The 17,383-nt window shown below is 64.9% G+C and carries 14 protein-coding genes, 1 tRNA gene and 1 pseudogene; 4 read left to right on the top strand and 12 right to left on the bottom strand.

Annotated features, from left to right (window positions below; all coding sequences use genetic code 11):
* The first annotated feature begins 9 nt into the window (after window positions 1–9).
* Both argA and BG90_RS13825 read left to right on the top strand, forming a co-directional pair.
* The gene (argA, locus tag BG90_RS13830) at window positions 10–1,386 is read left to right on the top strand and encodes an amino-acid N-acetyltransferase (RefSeq protein WP_010111096.1); all 1,377 of its coding nucleotides are present in this window, start codon (window positions 10–12) and stop codon (window positions 1,384–1,386) included.
* A gap of 50 nt (window positions 1,387–1,436) precedes the next feature.
* Window positions 1,437–1,712, top strand: coding sequence for an oxidative damage protection protein (locus BG90_RS13825; protein ID WP_010111094.1), 276 nt, complete (start codon window positions 1,437–1,439; stop codon window positions 1,710–1,712).
* 514 nt (window positions 1,713–2,226) lie between these two features.
* On the opposite strand, the gene BG90_RS13815 is transcribed toward BG90_RS13825, so the two are convergent.
* From BG90_RS13815 to BG90_RS13805, 3 genes are all read right to left on the bottom strand, one after another.
* Window positions 2,227–3,558 (bottom strand): MFS transporter, encoded by a 1,332-nt coding sequence (locus tag BG90_RS13815; protein ID WP_025989909.1) that lies wholly within the window; start codon window positions 3,556–3,558, stop codon window positions 2,227–2,229.
* A 208-nt stretch (window positions 3,559–3,766) separates the two neighbouring features.
* Window positions 3,767–5,401 (bottom strand): CaiB/BaiF CoA transferase family protein, encoded by a 1,635-nt coding sequence (locus BG90_RS13810; protein ID WP_045568174.1) that lies wholly within the window; start codon window positions 5,399–5,401, stop codon window positions 3,767–3,769.
* Window positions 5,398–7,173 carry an acyl-CoA dehydrogenase family protein gene (locus BG90_RS13805; protein WP_010116278.1) on the bottom strand — a complete coding sequence of 592 codons (1,776 nt, stop codon included), beginning with the start codon at window positions 7,171–7,173 and terminating at the stop codon, window positions 5,398–5,400. Before BG90_RS13805 ends, BG90_RS13810 begins: the two co-directional genes overlap by 4 nt.
* A 109-nt stretch (window positions 7,174–7,282) precedes the next feature.
* Between BG90_RS13805 and BG90_RS13800 the strand changes: the two genes are divergently transcribed.
* Together BG90_RS13800 and BG90_RS13795 are read left to right on the top strand one after the other, a co-directional pair.
* Window positions 7,283–8,185: a LysR family transcriptional regulator gene (locus BG90_RS13800; RefSeq protein WP_010116279.1), complete on the top strand. Its 903-nt coding sequence runs from the start codon at window positions 7,283–7,285 to the stop codon at window positions 8,183–8,185.
* A 164-nt stretch (window positions 8,186–8,349) separates the two neighbouring features.
* A tRNA-Val gene (locus BG90_RS13795) sits at window positions 8,350–8,424 on the top strand.
* Between the two features lie 138 nt (window positions 8,425–8,562).
* Here BG90_RS13795 and BG90_RS13790 read toward each other — a convergent pair.
* The 9 genes and pseudogenes from BG90_RS13790 to BG90_RS13765 form a co-directional block, all read right to left on the bottom strand.
* Window positions 8,563–9,714, bottom strand: coding sequence for an RES family NAD+ phosphorylase (locus BG90_RS13790; protein WP_198140415.1), 1,152 nt, complete (start codon window positions 9,712–9,714; stop codon window positions 8,563–8,565).
* 12 nt (window positions 9,715–9,726) lie between these two features.
* On the bottom strand, window positions 9,727–9,981 hold the full coding sequence (locus BG90_RS13785; RefSeq protein WP_010116281.1) for a type II toxin-antitoxin system RelE/ParE family toxin: 255 nt from the start codon (window positions 9,979–9,981) through the stop codon (window positions 9,727–9,729).
* Between the two features lie 10 nt (window positions 9,982–9,991).
* Window positions 9,992–10,450 carry a type II toxin-antitoxin system RelB family antitoxin gene (relB, locus tag BG90_RS13780; protein WP_010116282.1) on the bottom strand — a complete coding sequence of 153 codons (459 nt, stop codon included), beginning with the start codon at window positions 10,448–10,450 and terminating at the stop codon, window positions 9,992–9,994.
* 112 nt (window positions 10,451–10,562) lie between these two features.
* Entirely contained in the window at window positions 10,563–10,985 is a 423-nt protein-coding gene (locus tag BG90_RS37735) for a tyrosine-type recombinase/integrase (RefSeq protein WP_268748777.1), read from the bottom strand.
* A gap of 350 nt (window positions 10,986–11,335) precedes the next feature.
* Window positions 11,336–11,581: a hypothetical protein gene (locus tag BG90_RS36445; RefSeq protein WP_162486575.1), complete on the bottom strand. Its 246-nt coding sequence runs from the start codon at window positions 11,579–11,581 to the stop codon at window positions 11,336–11,338.
* A gap of 25 nt (window positions 11,582–11,606) precedes the next feature.
* Window positions 11,607–11,723, bottom strand: a pseudogene (locus BG90_RS32745) (type II toxin-antitoxin system mRNA interferase toxin, RelE/StbE family); the annotation flags it as partial.
* A 5-nt stretch (window positions 11,724–11,728) separates the two neighbouring features.
* Window positions 11,729–12,352, bottom strand: coding sequence for a hypothetical protein (locus tag BG90_RS37000; protein WP_181911587.1), 624 nt, complete (start codon window positions 12,350–12,352; stop codon window positions 11,729–11,731).
* 4 nt (window positions 12,353–12,356) lie between these two features.
* Complete coding sequence (locus BG90_RS13770) at window positions 12,357–16,826, bottom strand: RHS repeat-associated core domain-containing protein (protein WP_010116283.1); 4,470 nt, start codon at window positions 16,824–16,826, stop codon at window positions 12,357–12,359.
* 85 nt (window positions 16,827–16,911) lie between these two features.
* Window positions 16,912–17,343: a DcrB-related protein gene (locus tag BG90_RS13765; RefSeq protein WP_045568314.1), complete on the bottom strand. Its 432-nt coding sequence runs from the start codon at window positions 17,341–17,343 to the stop codon at window positions 16,912–16,914.
* Window positions 17,344–17,383 lie beyond the last annotated feature (40 nt).

Raw genomic sequence — 17,383 nt, 5'->3', positions numbered from 1 at the left:
ATCCCGCCCATGAATTCGCAAACCGACCTTCCCGCCGCCCAGCCGGGCGTCGCGCCCCAGCAATCCGCCGACGAAGCCGCCCTCCACGCGCAGTTCGTCGACTGGATGCGCTCCGTCGCGCCCTACATCCACCGGTTCCGCAACAACACGTTCGTCGTCGGCTTCGGCGGCGAGGTCGTGCAGCGCGGGCTGCTGAACGCGCTCGTCTCCGACATCGCGCTCCTGCAGGCGATGGGCATCCAGATCGTGCTCGTGCACGGCTCGCGGCCGCAGGTCGAGGAGCAGCTGAACCTGCACGGCGTCGAATCGGCGTTCTCGCACGGCCTGCGGATCACCGACGCGCGCGCGCTCGAATCGGCGAAGGAAGCGGCGGGCGAAGTGCGGCTCGACATCGAGGCGGCGATCAGCCAGGGCCTGCCGAACACGCCGATGGCGCACGCGCACATCAGCGTCGTGTCGGGCAACTTCGTCACCGCGCGGCCGGTCGGGATTCTCGACGGCGTCGACTTCGCGCACACGGGCGTCGTGCGCAAGATCGACGCCGAGTCGATCCGCCACTCGCTCGCGAGCCGCAAGCTCGTGCTGCTGTCGCCGCTCGGCTTCTCGCCGACGGGCGAGGCGTTCAACCTGTCGATGGAAGACGTCGCGTCGGCCGCCGCGATCGCGCTGCGCGCGGACAAGATCATCTTCCTGACCGAAACGCCCGGCGTCGTCGACGAAACGGGCGAGCTCGTGCGCGAGATGTCGCTCGACGCGGCGGCCGAGCTGCTCGACTCGGGCGACCTGCAAGGCGACGACGCGTTCTACCTGAAGCACGCGATCCGCGCGTGCCGCGGCGGCGTCGCGCGTGCGCACCTGATTCCGCAGTCGCTCGACGGCAGCGTGCTGCTCGAGCTGTTCCTGCACGACGGCGTCGGCACGATGATCTCGTACGAGAACCTCGAGAGCCTGCGCGAGGCGACGCCGGACGACGTCGGCGGCATCCTGACCCTCATCGAGCCGCTCGAATCGGACGGCACGCTCGTGCGGCGCGGCCGCCACCAGATCGAGCGCGACATCGATCACTTCTCGGTCATCGAGCACGACGGCGTGCTGTTCGGCTGCGCGGCGCTCTATCCGTACTCGACGGAGAAGATCGGCGAGATGGCGTGCCTGACGGTCGCGCCCGAGGCGCAAGGCTCGGGCGACGGCGAGCGGCTCCTGAAGCGGATCGAGCAGCGCGCCCGCGCGCGCGGCTTGACGCGGATCTTCGTGCTGACGACCCGCACCGAGCACTGGTTCCTGAAGCGCGGCTTCGTGAAGGTGACCGTCGACGATCTGCCCGAAGACCGCCGCAAACTCTATAACTGGCAGCGCAAGTCGCTCGTGCTGATGAAGCAGCTCTGAGCGGCGCGGCGCGCCCTTCCCCCGGAATACGATTACAGGAGAGGTACACGATGGCCCGTATGATTCAATGCGCGAAGCTCGGCAAGGAAGCCGAAGGACTCGACTTCCCGCCGCTGCCCGGCGAGCTCGGCAAGCGTCTTTACGAGAGCGTGTCGAAGGAAGCGTGGCAAGGCTGGCTCAAGCAGCAGACGATGCTCATCAACGAGAACCGGCTGAACATGGCCGATCCGCGCGCGCGTCAGTATCTGATGAAGCAGACCGAGAAGTATTTCTTCGGCGAAGGCGCGGACCAGGCGACCGGCTACGTGCCGCCGACGCAGGGCTGATACGCCCCCGCGCGGCGCGCGACGCCGCTTCCGATTTCCGCGCGTCGGACGAAAGCCTCGGGCAGCAATCGCTGCCCGAGGCTTTTTTGCGCGTACGCTTCGTGCGCAAGGCGTGGCGCTTCGGCCCGGCGCGGCGGGCATCCGGGGCTTCGCGACGCCGGCACGCCCGCACGCGCTCGTGGTTTTCGCGGCTTCGCGATTTCGCGACGTCCGCCCCGAAGATTGGCGAAGCCGGGGCATCCGCTGTTTCATCACGCAGTCGCGTCGCGATTCCGCCATGTCGGCGCCTTGCGAATCGACGCTTCCGCCGGCGTGCTTGTCGGCGAACGCGGCGTGATCGCGCGCAGGCGTTGCGATCCCGCCGGATCGCCGTCGCCCGCCCGCGAATCGACATGTCCGCGCACCGACAGGCGTCCGGCGATCGCGGCGGTGCGACGCGATCGCGCCGCCGCTGCGCTCGCCTCCGCCTTTTCCTGCGGCACGCACGATGCGGTGCGCGTCTCGCGCATCGCCCTCAAGGCTTCGCGAGCGCCCCGCTCCCCGCCACGACGGCGCCCCGCCTGCCGCGCTCGAGCGTCGCGATGCACACGAGCGACACTGCCGCGAGCGCGCTGTAGAACGCGGCGAGCGGCCACCATTGGCCCGCGAAGCGGTGCGCGAGCAGCGTGCCGACGAGCGGCGTGAGCCCGCCCGCGAGCGCCGCGCACAGCTGGTACGACAGCGAGATCGCCGAGTAGCGGACGCGCACGTCGAACGCGGTCGACATGAAGCCCGCCATCACCGCGTACGAGCTCGACATGCACATCACCGCGATCGCGATGCCGACGACGATCGCGATCGGCCGGCCCGTCGACACGAGCGCGAACATCGGATACGGCGACGCGATCGCGAGCGCGGCGGCCGTCTTCAGGAAGCGCCCCGTGCCGACGCGCTGCGCGAACCAGCCGGACGCGAGCTGCGTGCCGAGCTGGATGAACGCGACGACGAACAGGCAATCGAGGATCAGCGCGCGGTCGAGCCCGAGCGTCTGCGTCGTGTAGTTCAGCATGAACGTGTTGACGAACCACGCGCCCGCGACGCCGATCACGTTCGCGCCGAGGCAAAGCAGCAGCGTGCGCCACGCGTTGCGCACCACTTCGGCGACGGGCAGCGCCGCCGTGCGCCGCTCCGCTTTCACGCGCGCGAACTCCGGCGATTCGTCGACGCCCGCGCGGATCGCGAGGCCGACGACGAGAAGCGCCGCGCTCGCGAGAAACGGCAGCCGCCAGCCCCACGACAGGAACGCATCGTGCTCCATCCCGGAGACGATGCGGAACGCGAGCAGCGCGAGGATCAGCCCGGCCGGACTGCCGAGCTGCGCGAACGATGCGACGAACGTGCGCTTGTCCGCGCTCGCATGCTCGCTCGCCATCAGCACCGCGCCGCCCCACTCGCCGCCGATCGCGATGCCTTGCGCGATCCGCAGCACGACGAGCGCAATCGGCGCGGCCACGCCCGCCTGCGCGTAGGCGGGCAGGAGACCGATGCCGACCGTGCCGAGCCCCATGATGACGAGCGTCGCGACGAGCGCCTTCTTGCGGCCGATCCGGTCGCCGAGGTGGCCGAACACGAGGCCGCCGAACGGGCGCGCGAAAAAGCCGACCGCGAACGTGCCGAACGACGCGAGCGTGCTGAAGAACGGCTCGCTCGACGGAAAGAACAGCTTGCCGAAGATGAGCGCGGACGCGGTCGCGTAGATGTAGAAGTCGTACCACTCGATCGTCGTGCCGACGAACGCCGCGAGCGCGGCGCGCGCGGGCTGGCCGACCGGCGCGCGGTCGGCGCGGTCATCGTGCTGGGATGTCATCGTTGTCTCCATGATTCTCATCGGTGGCGCGACTCGCGCGCGCCTTCACCGTTCGGGCCGGATCGCTCCGGGTTCGGTCGGGCCGGACGAGCGACGCGGACCGTTCGGCCGAAGGCGCGATCGCCTTCGGTCTCCCGGCCGCGGACTCGCCCCGCGCCGACCGTCTAGCCGCGGCCGCCGCTTTGCTTCGGCAGCCGCGTCTGTTCGCTCACGTTCCTTCCTTCAATACGCCCGCCTCGACGAGCCGCGCCTGCGTCGCCGCATCGATGCCGAGCGCGTCGAGCACCGCGCGCGTGTCGCGGCCGAGCGTCGGCGGCACGCTGCGGTACGCCGCGGGCGTGCGCGACAGCTTGATCGGCGACGCCGTTCCGCGATAGCGGCCCATCTCGACGACGAGCCCGCGATGCAGCGTATGCGGATCGCGCGCGACCGAATCGACCGTGCGCACCGGGCCGCAAGGCACGCCCTCGCCCATCAGCTCGCGCGCGAGCGTCTCGCAATCGCGAGCCGCGAGCCGCGCTTCGAGGCTCGCCTTCAGCTCGGCGCGATGCGCGCAGCGGCTCCGGTTGTCGACGAAACGCGGATCGCCCGCGAGCGCGGGCGCGCCGAGATGCGCGCATAGCCGCGCGAATTGCCGATCGTTGCCGACCGCGAGAAAGATCGGCGCGGTCGCGGTGCGATAGCTGTCGTACGGCGCGATGTTCGGATGCGCGTTGCCGCTGCGCGCGGGCGTGCGTCCGGAGCCGAACCAGTTCGGCAGATGCGGATGCAGGAGCGACACGCCGCAGTCGTACAGCGCGATGTCGATCGATTGGCCGACGCCGCTTTTTTCGCGCTCGGCGAGCGCGAGCAGGATGCCGGCGAGCGCGTTCAGGCCCGTCACCATGTCGACGATCGGCAGGCCGATGCGCGTCGCGTCGCCGTCGGCGTCGCCGTTGACGCTCATCAGGCCCGCCATCGCCTGGATCACCGCGTCGTAGCCCGGCAGCCCGCCGAGCGGGCCGTCGGCGCCGAAGCCCGTGATCGCGCAATGGATCAGGCGCGGAAAGCGCTCGCGCAGGTCGCGCTCGTAGTCCATCCCCCAGCGCGCGAGCGTGCCCGGCTTGAAATTCTCGACGAGCACGTCCGCGTCTTCGAGCAGGCGCCAGAGGATCGCGCGGCCTTCGTCGCGAGACAGGTCGAGCGCGATTCCCTCCTTGTTGCGGTTCACGCCGGTGAAATACCACGCGTCGTCGTCGAAGAACGGCGGGCCCCAGCCGCGCGTTTCGTCGCCCGCCGGCGGCTCGACCTTGATCACGCGCGCGCCGTGGTCCGCGAGCGCCTGCGTGCAATAGGGGCCGCCGAGGACGCGGCTCAGGTCGACGATTTTCAGGCCGGCGAGCGCGCCGGACGGGGGGGACGCGGTCGTCGTCGCGTTGTTCGTGCTGTTCGTGCTGTTCGTGCTGTTCGTGCTGTTCGTGCTGTTCGGGTTCGATGTGTTCGATGTGTTCGATGTGTTCGATGTGTTCGATGTGTTCGATGTGTTCGATGTGTTCGATGTGTTCGATGTGTTCGATGTGTTCGATGTGTTCGATGTGTTCGATGTGTTCGATGTGTTCGATGTGTTCGATGTGTTCGATGTGTTCGGCGTGTTCGGCGTGTTTGCGGTGTTTGCGGCATCCGCCTCATTCGACACATGCGTCACGTGCGGCGCGCGAGACATGCATGCCGAATGCGATGCGTTCGCCGTATTCCGCCGCTCACCGGCAATGCCGGAGGTGCGCGCCCGATCGGTCACGCGAGCCGCGGCAGGACCAGTCTGCGCCCCACGCGCCGCACGGAATTGCTTCGCGTCGCCGCTCATGCCGCGTCTCCCGACGCATCGTCGAGCAGCCGCAGCGCGTCGTCGAGCGCGACCGGCCGATCGTGCAGCAGCGCCGCAAACGCATCGGCATCGACACCGGCACGCCGGGGTGCGAGCGGATCGACGGGCGACAGCTTGTAGCGCAGCACGAGATGCGCGAGCGCGAGCCGCCGATGATCGGGCGCAAGCCGCATCCCTTCGCTCGCGAGCAGGATCGCGGTCGTCGCGTGATAGAGCGCGGACGCCGCCTGCCGCACGAGCGCGTCGTCGCCCGCTTGCGCGACGCGCTCGAGCGCGTCGCTCGCACGATCGAGCGCGCGGCGCAGACGCGTCGCGCTCGCGTCGGGCAGCCGCGCCGCATCGAGCAGGTCGAGCAGGAACGCACGCAGCGGCGCGAGCGCGCCTTCGCGCTTGACCGCCCGCGCGACGTCGAGCGCGACGATGTTGCTCGTGCCCTCCCAGATCGAGCCGAGATGGGCGTCGCGCAGCACGCGCGCGTCGCTCCACTCCTCGATGTAGCCCGTGCCGCCGCGCACCTCCATCGCGTCGCCGGCGACGCGGCGCGCATCGCGGCACGCGCGGAACTTGATGAGCGGCGTCAGGATCCGCACGCAGCCGGCCGCCTGCTCGTCGCCCGCATCGGCCTTCGAGAGCAACAGCGCGATCTGCATGAAGAGCGACCTCGCCTGCTCGGTCGGCACGAGCATCTTGACGAGCTGACGCCGCATCAACGGCATGTCGATCAGCTTGCGGCCGAATGCTTCGCGATGACGCGCGACGTGCAGCGCCTCCGTCGTCGCGCGGCGCATCAGCCCCGCCGCGCGCACGCCGTTCGACAGCCGCGACATGTTGATCATGTCCGCCATCTGATGGAAGCCGCGCCCGATCTCGCCGATCAGATAGGCTTCGGCGCCGTCGAGCGTGATCTCGCCGCTCGCCATCGAGCGGCTGCCGAGCTTGTCCTTCAGACGCACGATCCGATAGCGGTTGCGCGAGCCGTCGGCGAGCGTCTTCGGCAACAGGAACAACGCGAGGCCCTTGACGCCGTCGGGCGCGCCTTCGGGCCGCGCGAGCACCATCGCGAGATCCGCGTCCGCGTTCGAGCAGAACCACTTGTCGCCGTACAGGCGCCACGTCGTCGCGCCGTCGGCGGCCGTCTCGCGCACCGCGCGCGTCGCGATCCGGCCGACGTCGGAGCCCGCCGCCTGCTCGGTCATGAACATCGCGCCCTGGTGCAGCACGTCGAAATCGCGCGACGCGAGCCGCGGCAGGAAGCGCTCGACGAGCTCGCGCGAGCCGAAGCGGCGCAGCGTGCGCGTCAGCGAATCGGTCATGCTGACGGGACAGCAAAGGCCGAACTCGGCCTGGACGAACAGGAACGTCAACGCGTATTTGACGAGCGGCGGCGGCGCATCGTCGCGATGGCTCATCGCCGCGAGGCCGAGCTCCGAATACGCGACGCGCTCGAGCGCGACGTAGTCCGGATGCTTGTCGATCGATTCGAGCGGCTCGCCGCGACGGGTGCGCGGATGGAGGACGGGCGGATTCTTGTCGGCGCGCGACGCGAGGCGGTCGAGCTCGTCGGACGCGCGCAGGCCGAGCGCGCGCAATTCGGGCTCGAGCGCTCGATAGCGCGCGTCGCCGAGATGCAGCCGCAGCAACGCCGCGCAATCGGGATCGCTCGTGAAGAAGTTGACGCCCCGCGAGTCGGGGATGTTGGCGGCGCCCGCCGCGGGCGCGTTCGCTTCGACGATTTCTTTCATCATGTTCATCGCTTGTCTCCTGGTCAGACGAGCGTAGAACTCCGATCGATAAACGTCCAATACAGGATTTATCCAGTACGATAAGCTTTGTTTATCGATCGACGCGAATGGAGACGAGATGGACCTGAAGCAATTGCGCTACTTCGTCGCCGTCGCGGAAGAACTGCATTTCGGCCGAGCCGCGAAACGGCTCTTCATCTCGCAGCCGGCGCTCAGCTTCGACATCCGCAAGTTCGAGGACGAGCTCGGCGTGCAGCTGTTCGCGCGCACGAGCAAGTCGGTCGCGCTGACGAACGCCGGCGAAGTGCTGCTCGGCGAGGCGCGCCGGCTGCTGCTGCAGGCGCAGGAGGCGCAACGTCTGACGATTCGGTCGGCTTCGGGGCTCGCGGGGCGGCTGCGGATCGGCTTCGTCAATTCGATGCTGTACCGTGGGCTGCCGTCCGCGGTGCGGCGCTTCGAGACGGACTATCCGAACGTCGAGATCGTGCTGAAGGAGATGAACACGCACGAGCAGGTGCAGGCGATTCTGCGCGCCCAGATCGACGTCGGCTATGCGCACTGGGGCACGTTCCCGCCCGAGATCGCCGCCGACACGATCTTCTCCGAGCCGTTCCTTTGCTGCCTGCCTGCCGCGCACCCGCTTGCGCGGCGCAAACGCGTCGATCTCGCGGCACTCGCGCACGAACCGTTCATCCTGTTCCCGCGCGACGCGGCGCCCCACTACCACGACCTCATCATCGCGCAGTGCGTGAGCGCCGGCTTCAGCCCGGAGATCCGGCACGAGGCGCGCTTGTGGCAGACGGTGCTGACGATGGTCGAGTTCGAGATGGGCGTCGCGCTGGTGCCGAGCGTGCTGCGCCAAGTACGCAGCGAGCGGCTGCGCTACTTGCCGCTCGACGGCGGCGCGCTCGAATCGCACACGTTGCGGCTGCGGCGGGCGGACGAGCGGGAGCCTGTCGCCGAGCGATTCGGCACGTATCTGGACGACGAGATTCGACGGCTTCGCGGTGCGGCGAAGTGACGGCGCACGCCGCGTCGAAAAAGTTCTGGATAAAAGTGCCCGATTGCCGGTAGAATCTCGCCGGGTCGCGCCATGCGCGGTCCGGACCCGCCAAGTGGGTTATGTCAAAAGTTCAAAAAGTGCTTTACGAAACGAAAAAGCCCTGACATAATTCAAGGCTCTTTGGGCGGTTAGCTCAGCGGTAGAGCACTGCCTTCACACGGCAGGGGTCACTGGTTCGATCCCAGTACCGCCCACCAAAGAATTCGCCGCTTGTGGCGACGCGTTAAACGCTGGATCGAGCAGTTCTCTCCGGCGCCAGCGCAAAGCCACTAGGCAAAGAAAAAGCCCTGCACTCGCAGGGCTTTTTTTTCGTCCATCGAGGACAGCCGCACGCTTCAAGCCACCCCAGCCGGACCAAACTTCAGGCCGTACTCAACGCGCGTCACAAGCAGCCGGTTAATGCATTTGACCTCGATCTTTCCCTCCGCAATCGGGTACCCGAACAATGCGAGGTTGGGAACAATCTTCGATTGTTCATGCTCCGCGTATCGAGCGTCATCGCCGTACCGAGCGATCACTCGCCGCGAGAGTCCGTAGCTGGTCTCGAAGGGGATTGCCCCGGTTCGCAGGAGGCTAAAGTACGACGGATATACAATACCGTCGAATCCAGCACCAGCCGCCATAAGCGATATGTATCGCGTAATGTCGTAGGCATGGTTCGCTGCGAGGAATAGCATGTGCACTGCCATGTCGAGGCTCTCGAACTCCGTCACGCCTTGGGGTTCACACAGAACGCCCGACAGGTCGAGAAGCTTCAGGGGACGCAGCGGCGCAAGCGTCGCCACATACGTTTCATCCTCAGCGGAAACACGGCACTCATGCACACATACCTGCAAGTCCGCTGAACCATAAAGGACCGGTTGACCAGGAGAGTCCAGCCGCCCCCTGCCACTAAACTCCTTCGGCGGCGCATCATATTCGGCGGGATTCTCAGGGCTCCTTGGCCCCACCCGAAGCCGAAAGAAGATGTCCTTCGGTGAGAGTTCCTTGCTCGGATACTCGCTCAATATTCGCTGGATGACCGTGCCCCGTCGCTGTTCATCTTGCATCTCCTTGAGTGGTTCAACTTCCCCCACCATCCACATGCGCGGCCCGTACGGAAAGACTCCAATATTGAGTAGTCTCTCCAAAAGCGACAAGTCACTCTTGAACCATGGCGGCACGCTGACAACACTAGACTGTTTGGTGTTGAACGCAAGCGTAGGTGCGCCTCCGAAGCGCAACCTGCGAATCGACCCCCAGTTGAAAAATGACCGTGCAGCATCATGCAGCGCCGCTCTATTCACCTTCCGGCCGCTGCGCTCGCCACAGTTCGGGCATGGCGAGTCGGAATGTTCGCCACGGCGCGCAACCTCCAGAGCCAAGCCGAAGTCCGTGAAGCAGCCCGAGCAGCAAACATGATCCGGACTTTCGTCTCGAAGCGGGCCGTCACACTCGAAGGCCATGATTGCCTCAAACGCTTTTTCGAATTTCTCGTCGTTGTCCATGCGCGCCTCCCCTCAGTCGGGCCAGTGTTGCCGGGCATGCTTCACGGTCAGGATCTCGACCACCTCTGTATCAACGCTGTACACGACAATGTAGTTGTGATGCACCACCATCTCTCTCGTTCCGGATACACGCCCCACTCGGTATAGCTTCGGGCGAACCCTCAGCCCCTCCACCTTTTCACGAATCACATGCACCAGGGCTAATGCGGCATCCGGATCGTCTTCAGCAATAAACTCCAAGATACCCAGCAGGTCTTCCTCGGCCAATGGCCGCCATTTAAGTCTTAGCACGCTTCCCCTTTCGCATCCCCTCGACGCGGGCCAGAGCCTTTTTCATTACGTCCTCATGCTCGATGCTCGGGCGCGGATCGTCGATCGACGCCTGCACCTGCTCGCGCAACCATTTGTCATAGGCCGCCGCATTCGCGTGCGTCTGCTTCATCGCCGCTGCACGATCCGGACGGCTAGAACGTTCGATCTCGACCTCATCCGGCCGCCACGCTTCGAGCGAGAAACGCCCCGACTGCAACCCAAGCTCGCGGATCACCTCAAGTGCCTTGACGGGGTTCCGGAACGCACGCGGCCGACGATTGTTCGACGTGACCAGCACAGCCGTTCCGGCCGTCCGCGTCTCAAGCTCGACGTAAAATGAACCGCCCTCAGCCTTGAGGACAGCCGACAGGACACCGCCCGCATGTGCGGCGGCGGCAGCCTGGGACACATCTAACGTTTTCATAGCACAACCTTTAGAAGTTAACAGCACGATCTATAATACATCGTGCCATAGTCAATAGCATTGCGCCCCCTTTATTTGACGTAAAACCTCTCCAGTCGTCACCGCCCCGCGCCTAGGCGTGCAGCGTCCGCACCGCCTCGCGCCCCATATGCGGGGCCAGATGCGCGTACCGCTCCGTCACCGTGATCGACGAGTGCCCGAGCAAATCCTTCACGACGTACAGCGACACGCCCGCCATGACGAGCCACGAGGCGAAGGTGTGGCGCAAGTCGTGCACCCTGAAATCGTCGATCCCCGCACGAACGCACGCAGCACGGAAACCCTTCTGAATCGTCGTCATCCGACCGCCCGACGCCACCGCGAACACCCACGGCGAACGAGGCTCCGTTACCCGCACCCATTCGCGCTGATCCCTCAAAGCCGCCATCGCTTCATCGTTCAGCGGCACAACGCGGCGCTTGCCGTTCTTCGTATCACCCGGCTCCAGCGACAAAACCGCTCGATCAAAATCCACTCGCGACCATTCAAGTTTCAACAGCTCGTTTTTGCGGCAACCGGTATGCAAAGCAAGCCGAAAGAAGTTTGGCAAATGCGGTCGACGTACGAAACGTGAAGCACATATCACCAGCGCATCGGCGTCCTGCCGACTAATCCAACGAACCCGAACCGCCCCGGACGACATGGCAAGCCTAATGACGGGATTCGGCAAATCCGGCCGATCATATTCCAATCGCACACAATTGATAGCCGCAGAAAAGACACGCAGTTCGCGCTGTATTGTCGATTCAAGCACACCGTCCGCCTGCCTAACAGCAATGTACCGCCTCACATCGGCCCGCTTCAGCGCGCACAAATCTCTGTCCACGAAGTACGGCCGGAGGCGCTTCAATGCGTATAGCTCGCGCTGCCTCCTTCGATTATTTTTCGACGCGAGGTACGCACATTTCCAACACAGGAGGCACAATCGATAGCAAATCGCTCTAGCGCCACCGCCAAAACTAGAGCCGTGTTGTACTGCTCACAACGATGAACAGCTTTGTCGCGTCGCGAATCTTTCAGCCACGTTATGCCTTGGTTGAACAGCGCCGCGGTCACGCCCGTCAAGAGAATCGGCCCCCACTCAATTGCCATGACGCCCCCTCGTTCGCTATTCCCTTCATTCTGGCCACTGCTGCCGAGCGTGCTTCACGTTCAGAACTTCTAGCACCTCGGCATCAATGCTGTACACGACAATGTAATTGTGATGCGCCACCATCTCTCTCGCTCCGGAAACGCACCTTACTTTTTAACTCTCTTTCTGACCTCCTTGAACTTAAGCGCCACGGCATCCGCCTTATCATTACAGGCATTTATTCCATCGACCCACCAATCCATCCCTTCCTTTTCGACAACAGCTCGAACCACCTCAGAATTCCAGGGCACGCCCTTTTCAAAATAACCGGACAAGTATAAATTTATACGCCTAACAAGTTGCGGATTAGAATATATTGTTCTATTTTCCAATCCCCTACGAACCCCAGCCGGCTCGACACATTCAACACCATTTTTATAAAATATCCCCGATTCCTGGTACGAATCGCCTTCAAACTCAATACTTGAGATATTTGATTGATCAGGAGTGTACGATGCATCAGTTGCGAGCACCGGCCACTTCACCTTACCAAAGTACTTACCAAAATCAAAAGCCGCGTAGACAGGATTAAATAAGCGCGCCTCCCCCGAAAAATTCCGCGCCGCAATCGCCTTCTCATCAATGTTGAAATCGGTGTAGAAATCCTCAAAAACCTCTATCCATGTCACGACCCCCGAGCGAATCACTCGAGCCAGGACAAATCCCCATTCTCCCTTTTTCTCTGCAGGCACCGCAACAACATCACCAGGATTTACTTTCAACAATGCCATTCCATTAACTCCCGCAGCTCTTGAGCCCAAGTTTTTCCGCCATCTCGCCATAAAACTTGACATGGGATAGACCACGCTCGTCCGCGCGTCCCTTATTGATAGGCTCGATTACATTTCCTGGAAATCCAGTCTTGGTTTTATATTTCTCCCTATAAGCCTGTTCATAACCTTTTGCCTGACTATATGTGAGCGTTCCCTCAGGGCCGCCAAGAGGTCGAACTTCAGTCTGCCCCCGCACCGCTCGCTTCGTATCAATATGGTCGGCAAGACGATCATTCAAGGACTGGCCCGTATGTCCCACGTAGTAAGGCTCGCTCGCCCCCGGGTGATACAGGCCGTACGTCGAATAGCCCGGAGCATCCAATGGCGTTTCAACCAATCCCCACGGATCGATCCACGTCAACGGATTCGGCGCGTACTGATACTGGTTCAACCCGCCCGCCAACCCGATCGGATCCGGCGTAATGAACCGCCCCACGTCCGGGTCATAGTACCGGAACGTGCTATAGCAGAACCCCGTCTCCAGATCCTCGTACTGCCCCTGCAACCGCAATGCCTGCGGCAGCGGCTGCATCACGTCCCCCGCCGGATTCGCCTGGAACTCCGGCGCATACTCCTGCAGCACCGTATTCCCCCACGCCCGGTACCGCGTCCGCCACACCACTCGCCCGCCGCCGTCCGTCAACTCCTCCGGCGCGCCGCTCGCGTTCGCATGGAAGTAATAGATCTTCGCTTCGGGTTTCGCTTCGACAGCCGGCCCGCCCCGCTCGTCCTCGTGATACAACCGCCACAGCCAATGGCTGTCGTCGTTGATCGCATCGATCCGCGCGAGCGGTACGTATCCGTCGCCCTCATACAGGTAGGTCACCGCCTGGTGCCCCCGCTGCTCCTGAACAAGTCGCATCCCGTCCCACGCGAATCGCGTCGTGCCGAACGCGTCGCGCTTCGCAATTCGCCGCCCCAGCGCGTCGTAGCTGAAGCGCACGGTCTGCTCGACACCACGCCGCACCGTGTTCACTTCGACGAGCTGATGCTCGACGTCGTACTTCAGATGCTGGATCGTGTGACCGCCCGTCCGCTTCTCGACGAGCCGCCCGTGCGCATCGTATCGATAGCGGCGATCGCCGCTCATCAGCAGCCGGTTGCCTTCCACGCGCCCCGGCTGTCCCGCCGGGCGCAGGTTCGACGCCGCATCGTACGCAAATCGCTCCGCCAACACGCCCGCGGCATCCGGCCGGCCCGCCGCGCCCGCAACCGCGCCGCCGAGCAATCGCCCGGCCGGGTCATAGCTGTAGTTCAGCTCGCCGCCCAGCGGATCGATCCGCGCCGTCAGTTCGCCGCCGCGGTCATACGCGAACGCCTTGCGCAACCAGTCCTGGCTCTGCCGCGAGCCGAACGCAGCCCACGAACTGGGCCCATGCCGCACGTCGCCGATCCATTGCCCGACCTTCCGCGACAGGCTGTCGTACGCCGTCGCCAGCGTCTGCGCCCCCTGCGTCCGGCTCACCTCCCGATGCAGGCGATCGCGCTCGAAATCGCAGACGGTCTCGCCGTTCGACGCGATCCGATGCAGATGACCGCTGCCGTAGTACAGCCAGCTCAGCGTGCGGCCGTCCGGCAACGTCGTGCCGGTGCGATTGCCGAGCGCGTCGTGCTCATGCGCAAGCCGCGTCATCCGGATCCGCCCGTCGTCGCCGACGACCTCCGATGTCTCGCCGACCAACCGATCCAGCTCGTCGTATGCGAATGTCACGGCATCCATCGGGCGGCCATCGAGATGCGTGCGCGCAACCCGATCGAGCCGGCCCGTCGCATCGTAGCCGTATGTCGTCACGGTTTCCGGCGTGCGCTTGCGAACGAGACGCCCCAGCGCATCGCGCTCGAGTTCGATCGTGATCTGCTCGGGCGTGCCCGCCGCCTGCCTCACCACGACGGGCGCGCCGCGCGCATCGCGCTGGTATTCGACGCGCACGCCGTCCGGACCGACTTGTTCGATCAGGCGGTCGGCGGCGTCGTATGCGAACCGGTAGCTGTCGCGCAATTCGTTGTAGAGCGTGCGCAAATTGCCGGCCGCGTCGTATTCGAGGCCGATCTGATGGCCGTTCGCATCGGTTCTGGTCGTCAGGCGCCCCGCCGCATCGTAAGCGAACGCGGTCGTATGGCCGTTGCCGTCGACAAATGCCGTCAGCTCGTCGGCGAGCGACCAGCGGTAACGCTCGTCGCCGCCGTTCGGCAATTGCGCTTCGGCGATCCGATCGCGGCCGTCGTAGCGATAATGCGTGGTGTGACCAAGCGCATCGGTCCGCGCCGTCATCCGGCCGCGCGCGTCATGCTCGAAGCGAGTCGTGATGCCCGAGCAATCCGTGCGCGCGATCAGCCGGTGGCGCGTGTCCCATCCGAATTGCGTGATCCCGCCGCGCGCGTCGACGATTGCCGCCGGCCGCCCCTGCCGATTGAGACGGAACTCGGTGCGCTGCCCGAGCGGATCGGTTTCGCCGACCCGATTGCCGCGCATGTCGAACTGGTATTGCCACTGCCGGCCGTCGGCGAGCGTCTGCTGCTCCAGCGCCATCCATAGCGGATGCCACGCGAACTGCGTGGTCTCGCCGAGCGCGTTCACAAGCTCGGTGGGCAGGCCGCGTTCGTCGTCGTAGCGAAGCCGCGTCGTCGCGCCGTTAGGCTCCACGAACCCGACGAGCTCGCGATTCGGACTCCAATCGAAACGCCAGATCTGTCCGAGCGCGTCGGTATGCGCGGTCACGAGATAGTCGGCGTTCCATTCGCACAGCCGCGTGCGGCCGAGGTGATCCGTCACGCGCGTCGCCTGACGTGTGAAATCGTATGCGAATCGATAGCGCTCGCCGTCATCCGTCCAGTGTTCTACGACGCGCGCCTCCCGGTCCGTCAAGCCGTTCTCTTCCGCCAGCGCGTTGCGCTCGAACGCTTCCCACGCGTAATGCGCGGTCTTGCCGCCCGGCAGCCGATGCATCGTCATGCGTCCGGCCGGATCGTAGCCGAAGCGGCGCCGCTCGCGCCCTTCACCGTCGGACACGCTCGCGAGCAGCCCGTCGGCGGTATACGCATAACTCACCAGGCACTCGGTCGCGCCGCCCGCGTACAGGATCACGCGCGACATCCGCTCCCGATGCGACGCGTCATATTCGATCTGCACGCGGTGGCCCGCCATCGTCGCCAGTTCGTCCAAACGACCATGCGCGTCATAGTGAAAGTGCAGTTGGTTCGCGTTGCGATCCTCGAACACGACGGGACGCAGCGTTTGCGTCGCGCGACCGACGCGCGGCAGGCCGAAATCGAAACACAGGCCGTCGTCCTGCTCGACCATCCAGTGTCCGCCCGGCGTACAGGCAAAAGTCAGTCCTTCGCCGCGATTGAAGTACTTCTGCCCCGGCTGCAGATCGGGCACCGGGGTTCGGCGTCCTTGCGCGTCGATCCAGCGGTGCGGATTTTCGCCGCCGACGCCCAGTTGCAGCTCGACCGCATACGGCAGGTTCCATCCGCGGCCGAGCGGCCGATCCGCACGCGGATCGAGGCTGCTGTAGAAACGCTGCCAGACGATCGGGATCGGCGCGTCGAGCACGAAATCCAGGTCCTCTTCGCCGTCGAGGATCTTTGCGCCGGTCGGCATGTGGACCGGGTGTCCGGCGCGGCCGGACATCACGCTGCCGACGAGCTTGTCGGCCGCCATGTTGATCGCGAAGTTCATGCCGAAGCAGGCGAGCTTGCTGGCAAGCGATCCCTGGCCCCGTATGGCCTGGCAAAGCGCGATGGCGAGGCCCGCGTATTTCGCGATCGTCGCGAGCCACGGCGGCATCTCGCTCGTGACCTCCCGCACCCTCACCCGGTCGCCGCCGATGCTGACGTTGGTCGACCCTGTGTTGATCTTGCCGTCGCACGTGGTCGCATCCTTGATGCGCGACGCGGGCCGGCCGTTGATGAAGACGCTCGCCGAGCCTTCCGCGAGATGCTCGCCCGTCGGATTCGGGTGATTCGAGCATGCGGCGAAATCCTGATCGACCGGCGTGAACAGATCCGCGACGGACTGCGGCTCGACGCCGGGCGGCAGCGGCGGCGCCGCCACACCCGCCGCGCGGGCGGCGCCGCGCCCGTTCACGAAGACATCGGTCGAGCCCGTCGCGATGGCGCCCTTCACGTCGCCGGGAATGAAACTGTCGATCAGTTCGCCGGCCTTGTCCGATAAATAGCCTTCCAGCGAATCGGCGCCGAGAAAATGGGACGCCGCCGCATTGACGGCCTGGGACATCACCGCACCGACGACGGCCCCCAGCACCACCGCCCCCAGCCCGCCCGTCCCGACGACGAAGGCCGCGGCAGCCCCGATGGCCGCACCGACCAGCAAGCCCGCGCCGACGGTGGCCGCGACTTTCAGCATCTGCGCGAGCAGCGAGGTGTGGGTGAAGGTGTCGTTCACCCGGGCCGCGGCGAGGAGTGACATGGCGAGATCAATTCTGATTCATTGGAAACGACCGGATTCGTTGCACAAACCGCCTGTATCCGCGGCGAGCGCGAACACGCGGGCATCAGGCGTGGGCGCTATAGCTGTCGAGCAGTTTCCGCCACGTCGTTCGATGCAGCTCGGTCAGCGGCGTCTGGCTCGACAACGTGATGACCACGAGGCGCGGCGCATCGACGACCGTCATCGCCTGGATCTGGTAAAACGCCGAGCCGGACTGGCGAAACGTGCTCTCGAGCTCCAGCGCCGGCGCACGCTGCTCGCCGATCTCGAGCGGACGGCGCGAGATCTCCTTGAAGCCCGTCACGTGGCGCGTCATCAGCCCGATCTGCCGCTGCATGCATCGGCTCAGATCCTCGCCGCCGATCAGTTGATCGCGACTGACGACGATCTGAAACGTGGCGCTCGTGTCGGGATGGACGAGCGTCAGCACATTGACCGTGCGATCGTCGCTCAACGACGGGATGTCGAAACTGCATTCTTGCGTGAGATATTTCATGTTCTGATCGTTTGCAAAGTAATCTCTCGCGAACAAGCGC

Origin of the sequence: Burkholderia oklahomensis C6786, from assembly GCF_000959365.1 — a bacterium.
Classification (GTDB): Bacteria; Pseudomonadota; Gammaproteobacteria; order Burkholderiales; family Burkholderiaceae; genus Burkholderia; species Burkholderia oklahomensis.
This window is presented reverse-complemented; position numbering and strand designations above follow the sequence as displayed.

Bases quoted from the DNA above. Each gene is read 5' to 3' on its own strand.
- argA (WP_010111096.1), top strand. From the start codon at position 10: ATGAATTCGCAAACCGACCTTCCCGCCGCCCAGCCGGGCGTCGCGCCC.
- BG90_RS13825 (WP_010111094.1), top strand. From the start codon at position 1,437: ATGGCCCGTATGATTCAATGCGCGAAGCTCGGCAAGGAAGCCGAAGGA.
- BG90_RS13815 (WP_025989909.1), bottom strand. From the start codon at position 3,558: ATGACATCCCAGCACGATGACCGCGCCGACCGCGCGCCGGTCGGCCAG.
- BG90_RS13810 (WP_045568174.1), bottom strand. From the start codon at position 5,401: ATGAGCGGCGACGCGAAGCAATTCCGTGCGGCGCGTGGGGCGCAGACT.
- BG90_RS13805 (WP_010116278.1), bottom strand. From the start codon at position 7,173: ATGAACATGATGAAAGAAATCGTCGAAGCGAACGCGCCCGCGGCGGGC.
- BG90_RS13800 (WP_010116279.1), top strand. From the start codon at position 7,283: ATGGACCTGAAGCAATTGCGCTACTTCGTCGCCGTCGCGGAAGAACTG.
- BG90_RS13790 (WP_198140415.1), bottom strand. From the start codon at position 9,714: ATGGACAACGACGAGAAATTCGAAAAAGCGTTTGAGGCAATCATGGCC.
- relB (WP_010116282.1), bottom strand. From the start codon at position 10,450: ATGAAAACGTTAGATGTGTCCCAGGCTGCCGCCGCCGCACATGCGGGC.
- BG90_RS36445 (WP_162486575.1), bottom strand. From the start codon at position 11,581: ATGGCAATTGAGTGGGGGCCGATTCTCTTGACGGGCGTGACCGCGGCG.
- BG90_RS37000 (WP_181911587.1), bottom strand. From the start codon at position 12,352: ATGGCATTGTTGAAAGTAAATCCTGGTGATGTTGTTGCGGTGCCTGCA.
- BG90_RS13770 (WP_010116283.1), bottom strand. From the start codon at position 16,826: ATGTCACTCCTCGCCGCGGCCCGGGTGAACGACACCTTCACCCACACC.
- BG90_RS13765 (WP_045568314.1), bottom strand. From the start codon at position 17,343: ATGAAATATCTCACGCAAGAATGCAGTTTCGACATCCCGTCGTTGAGC.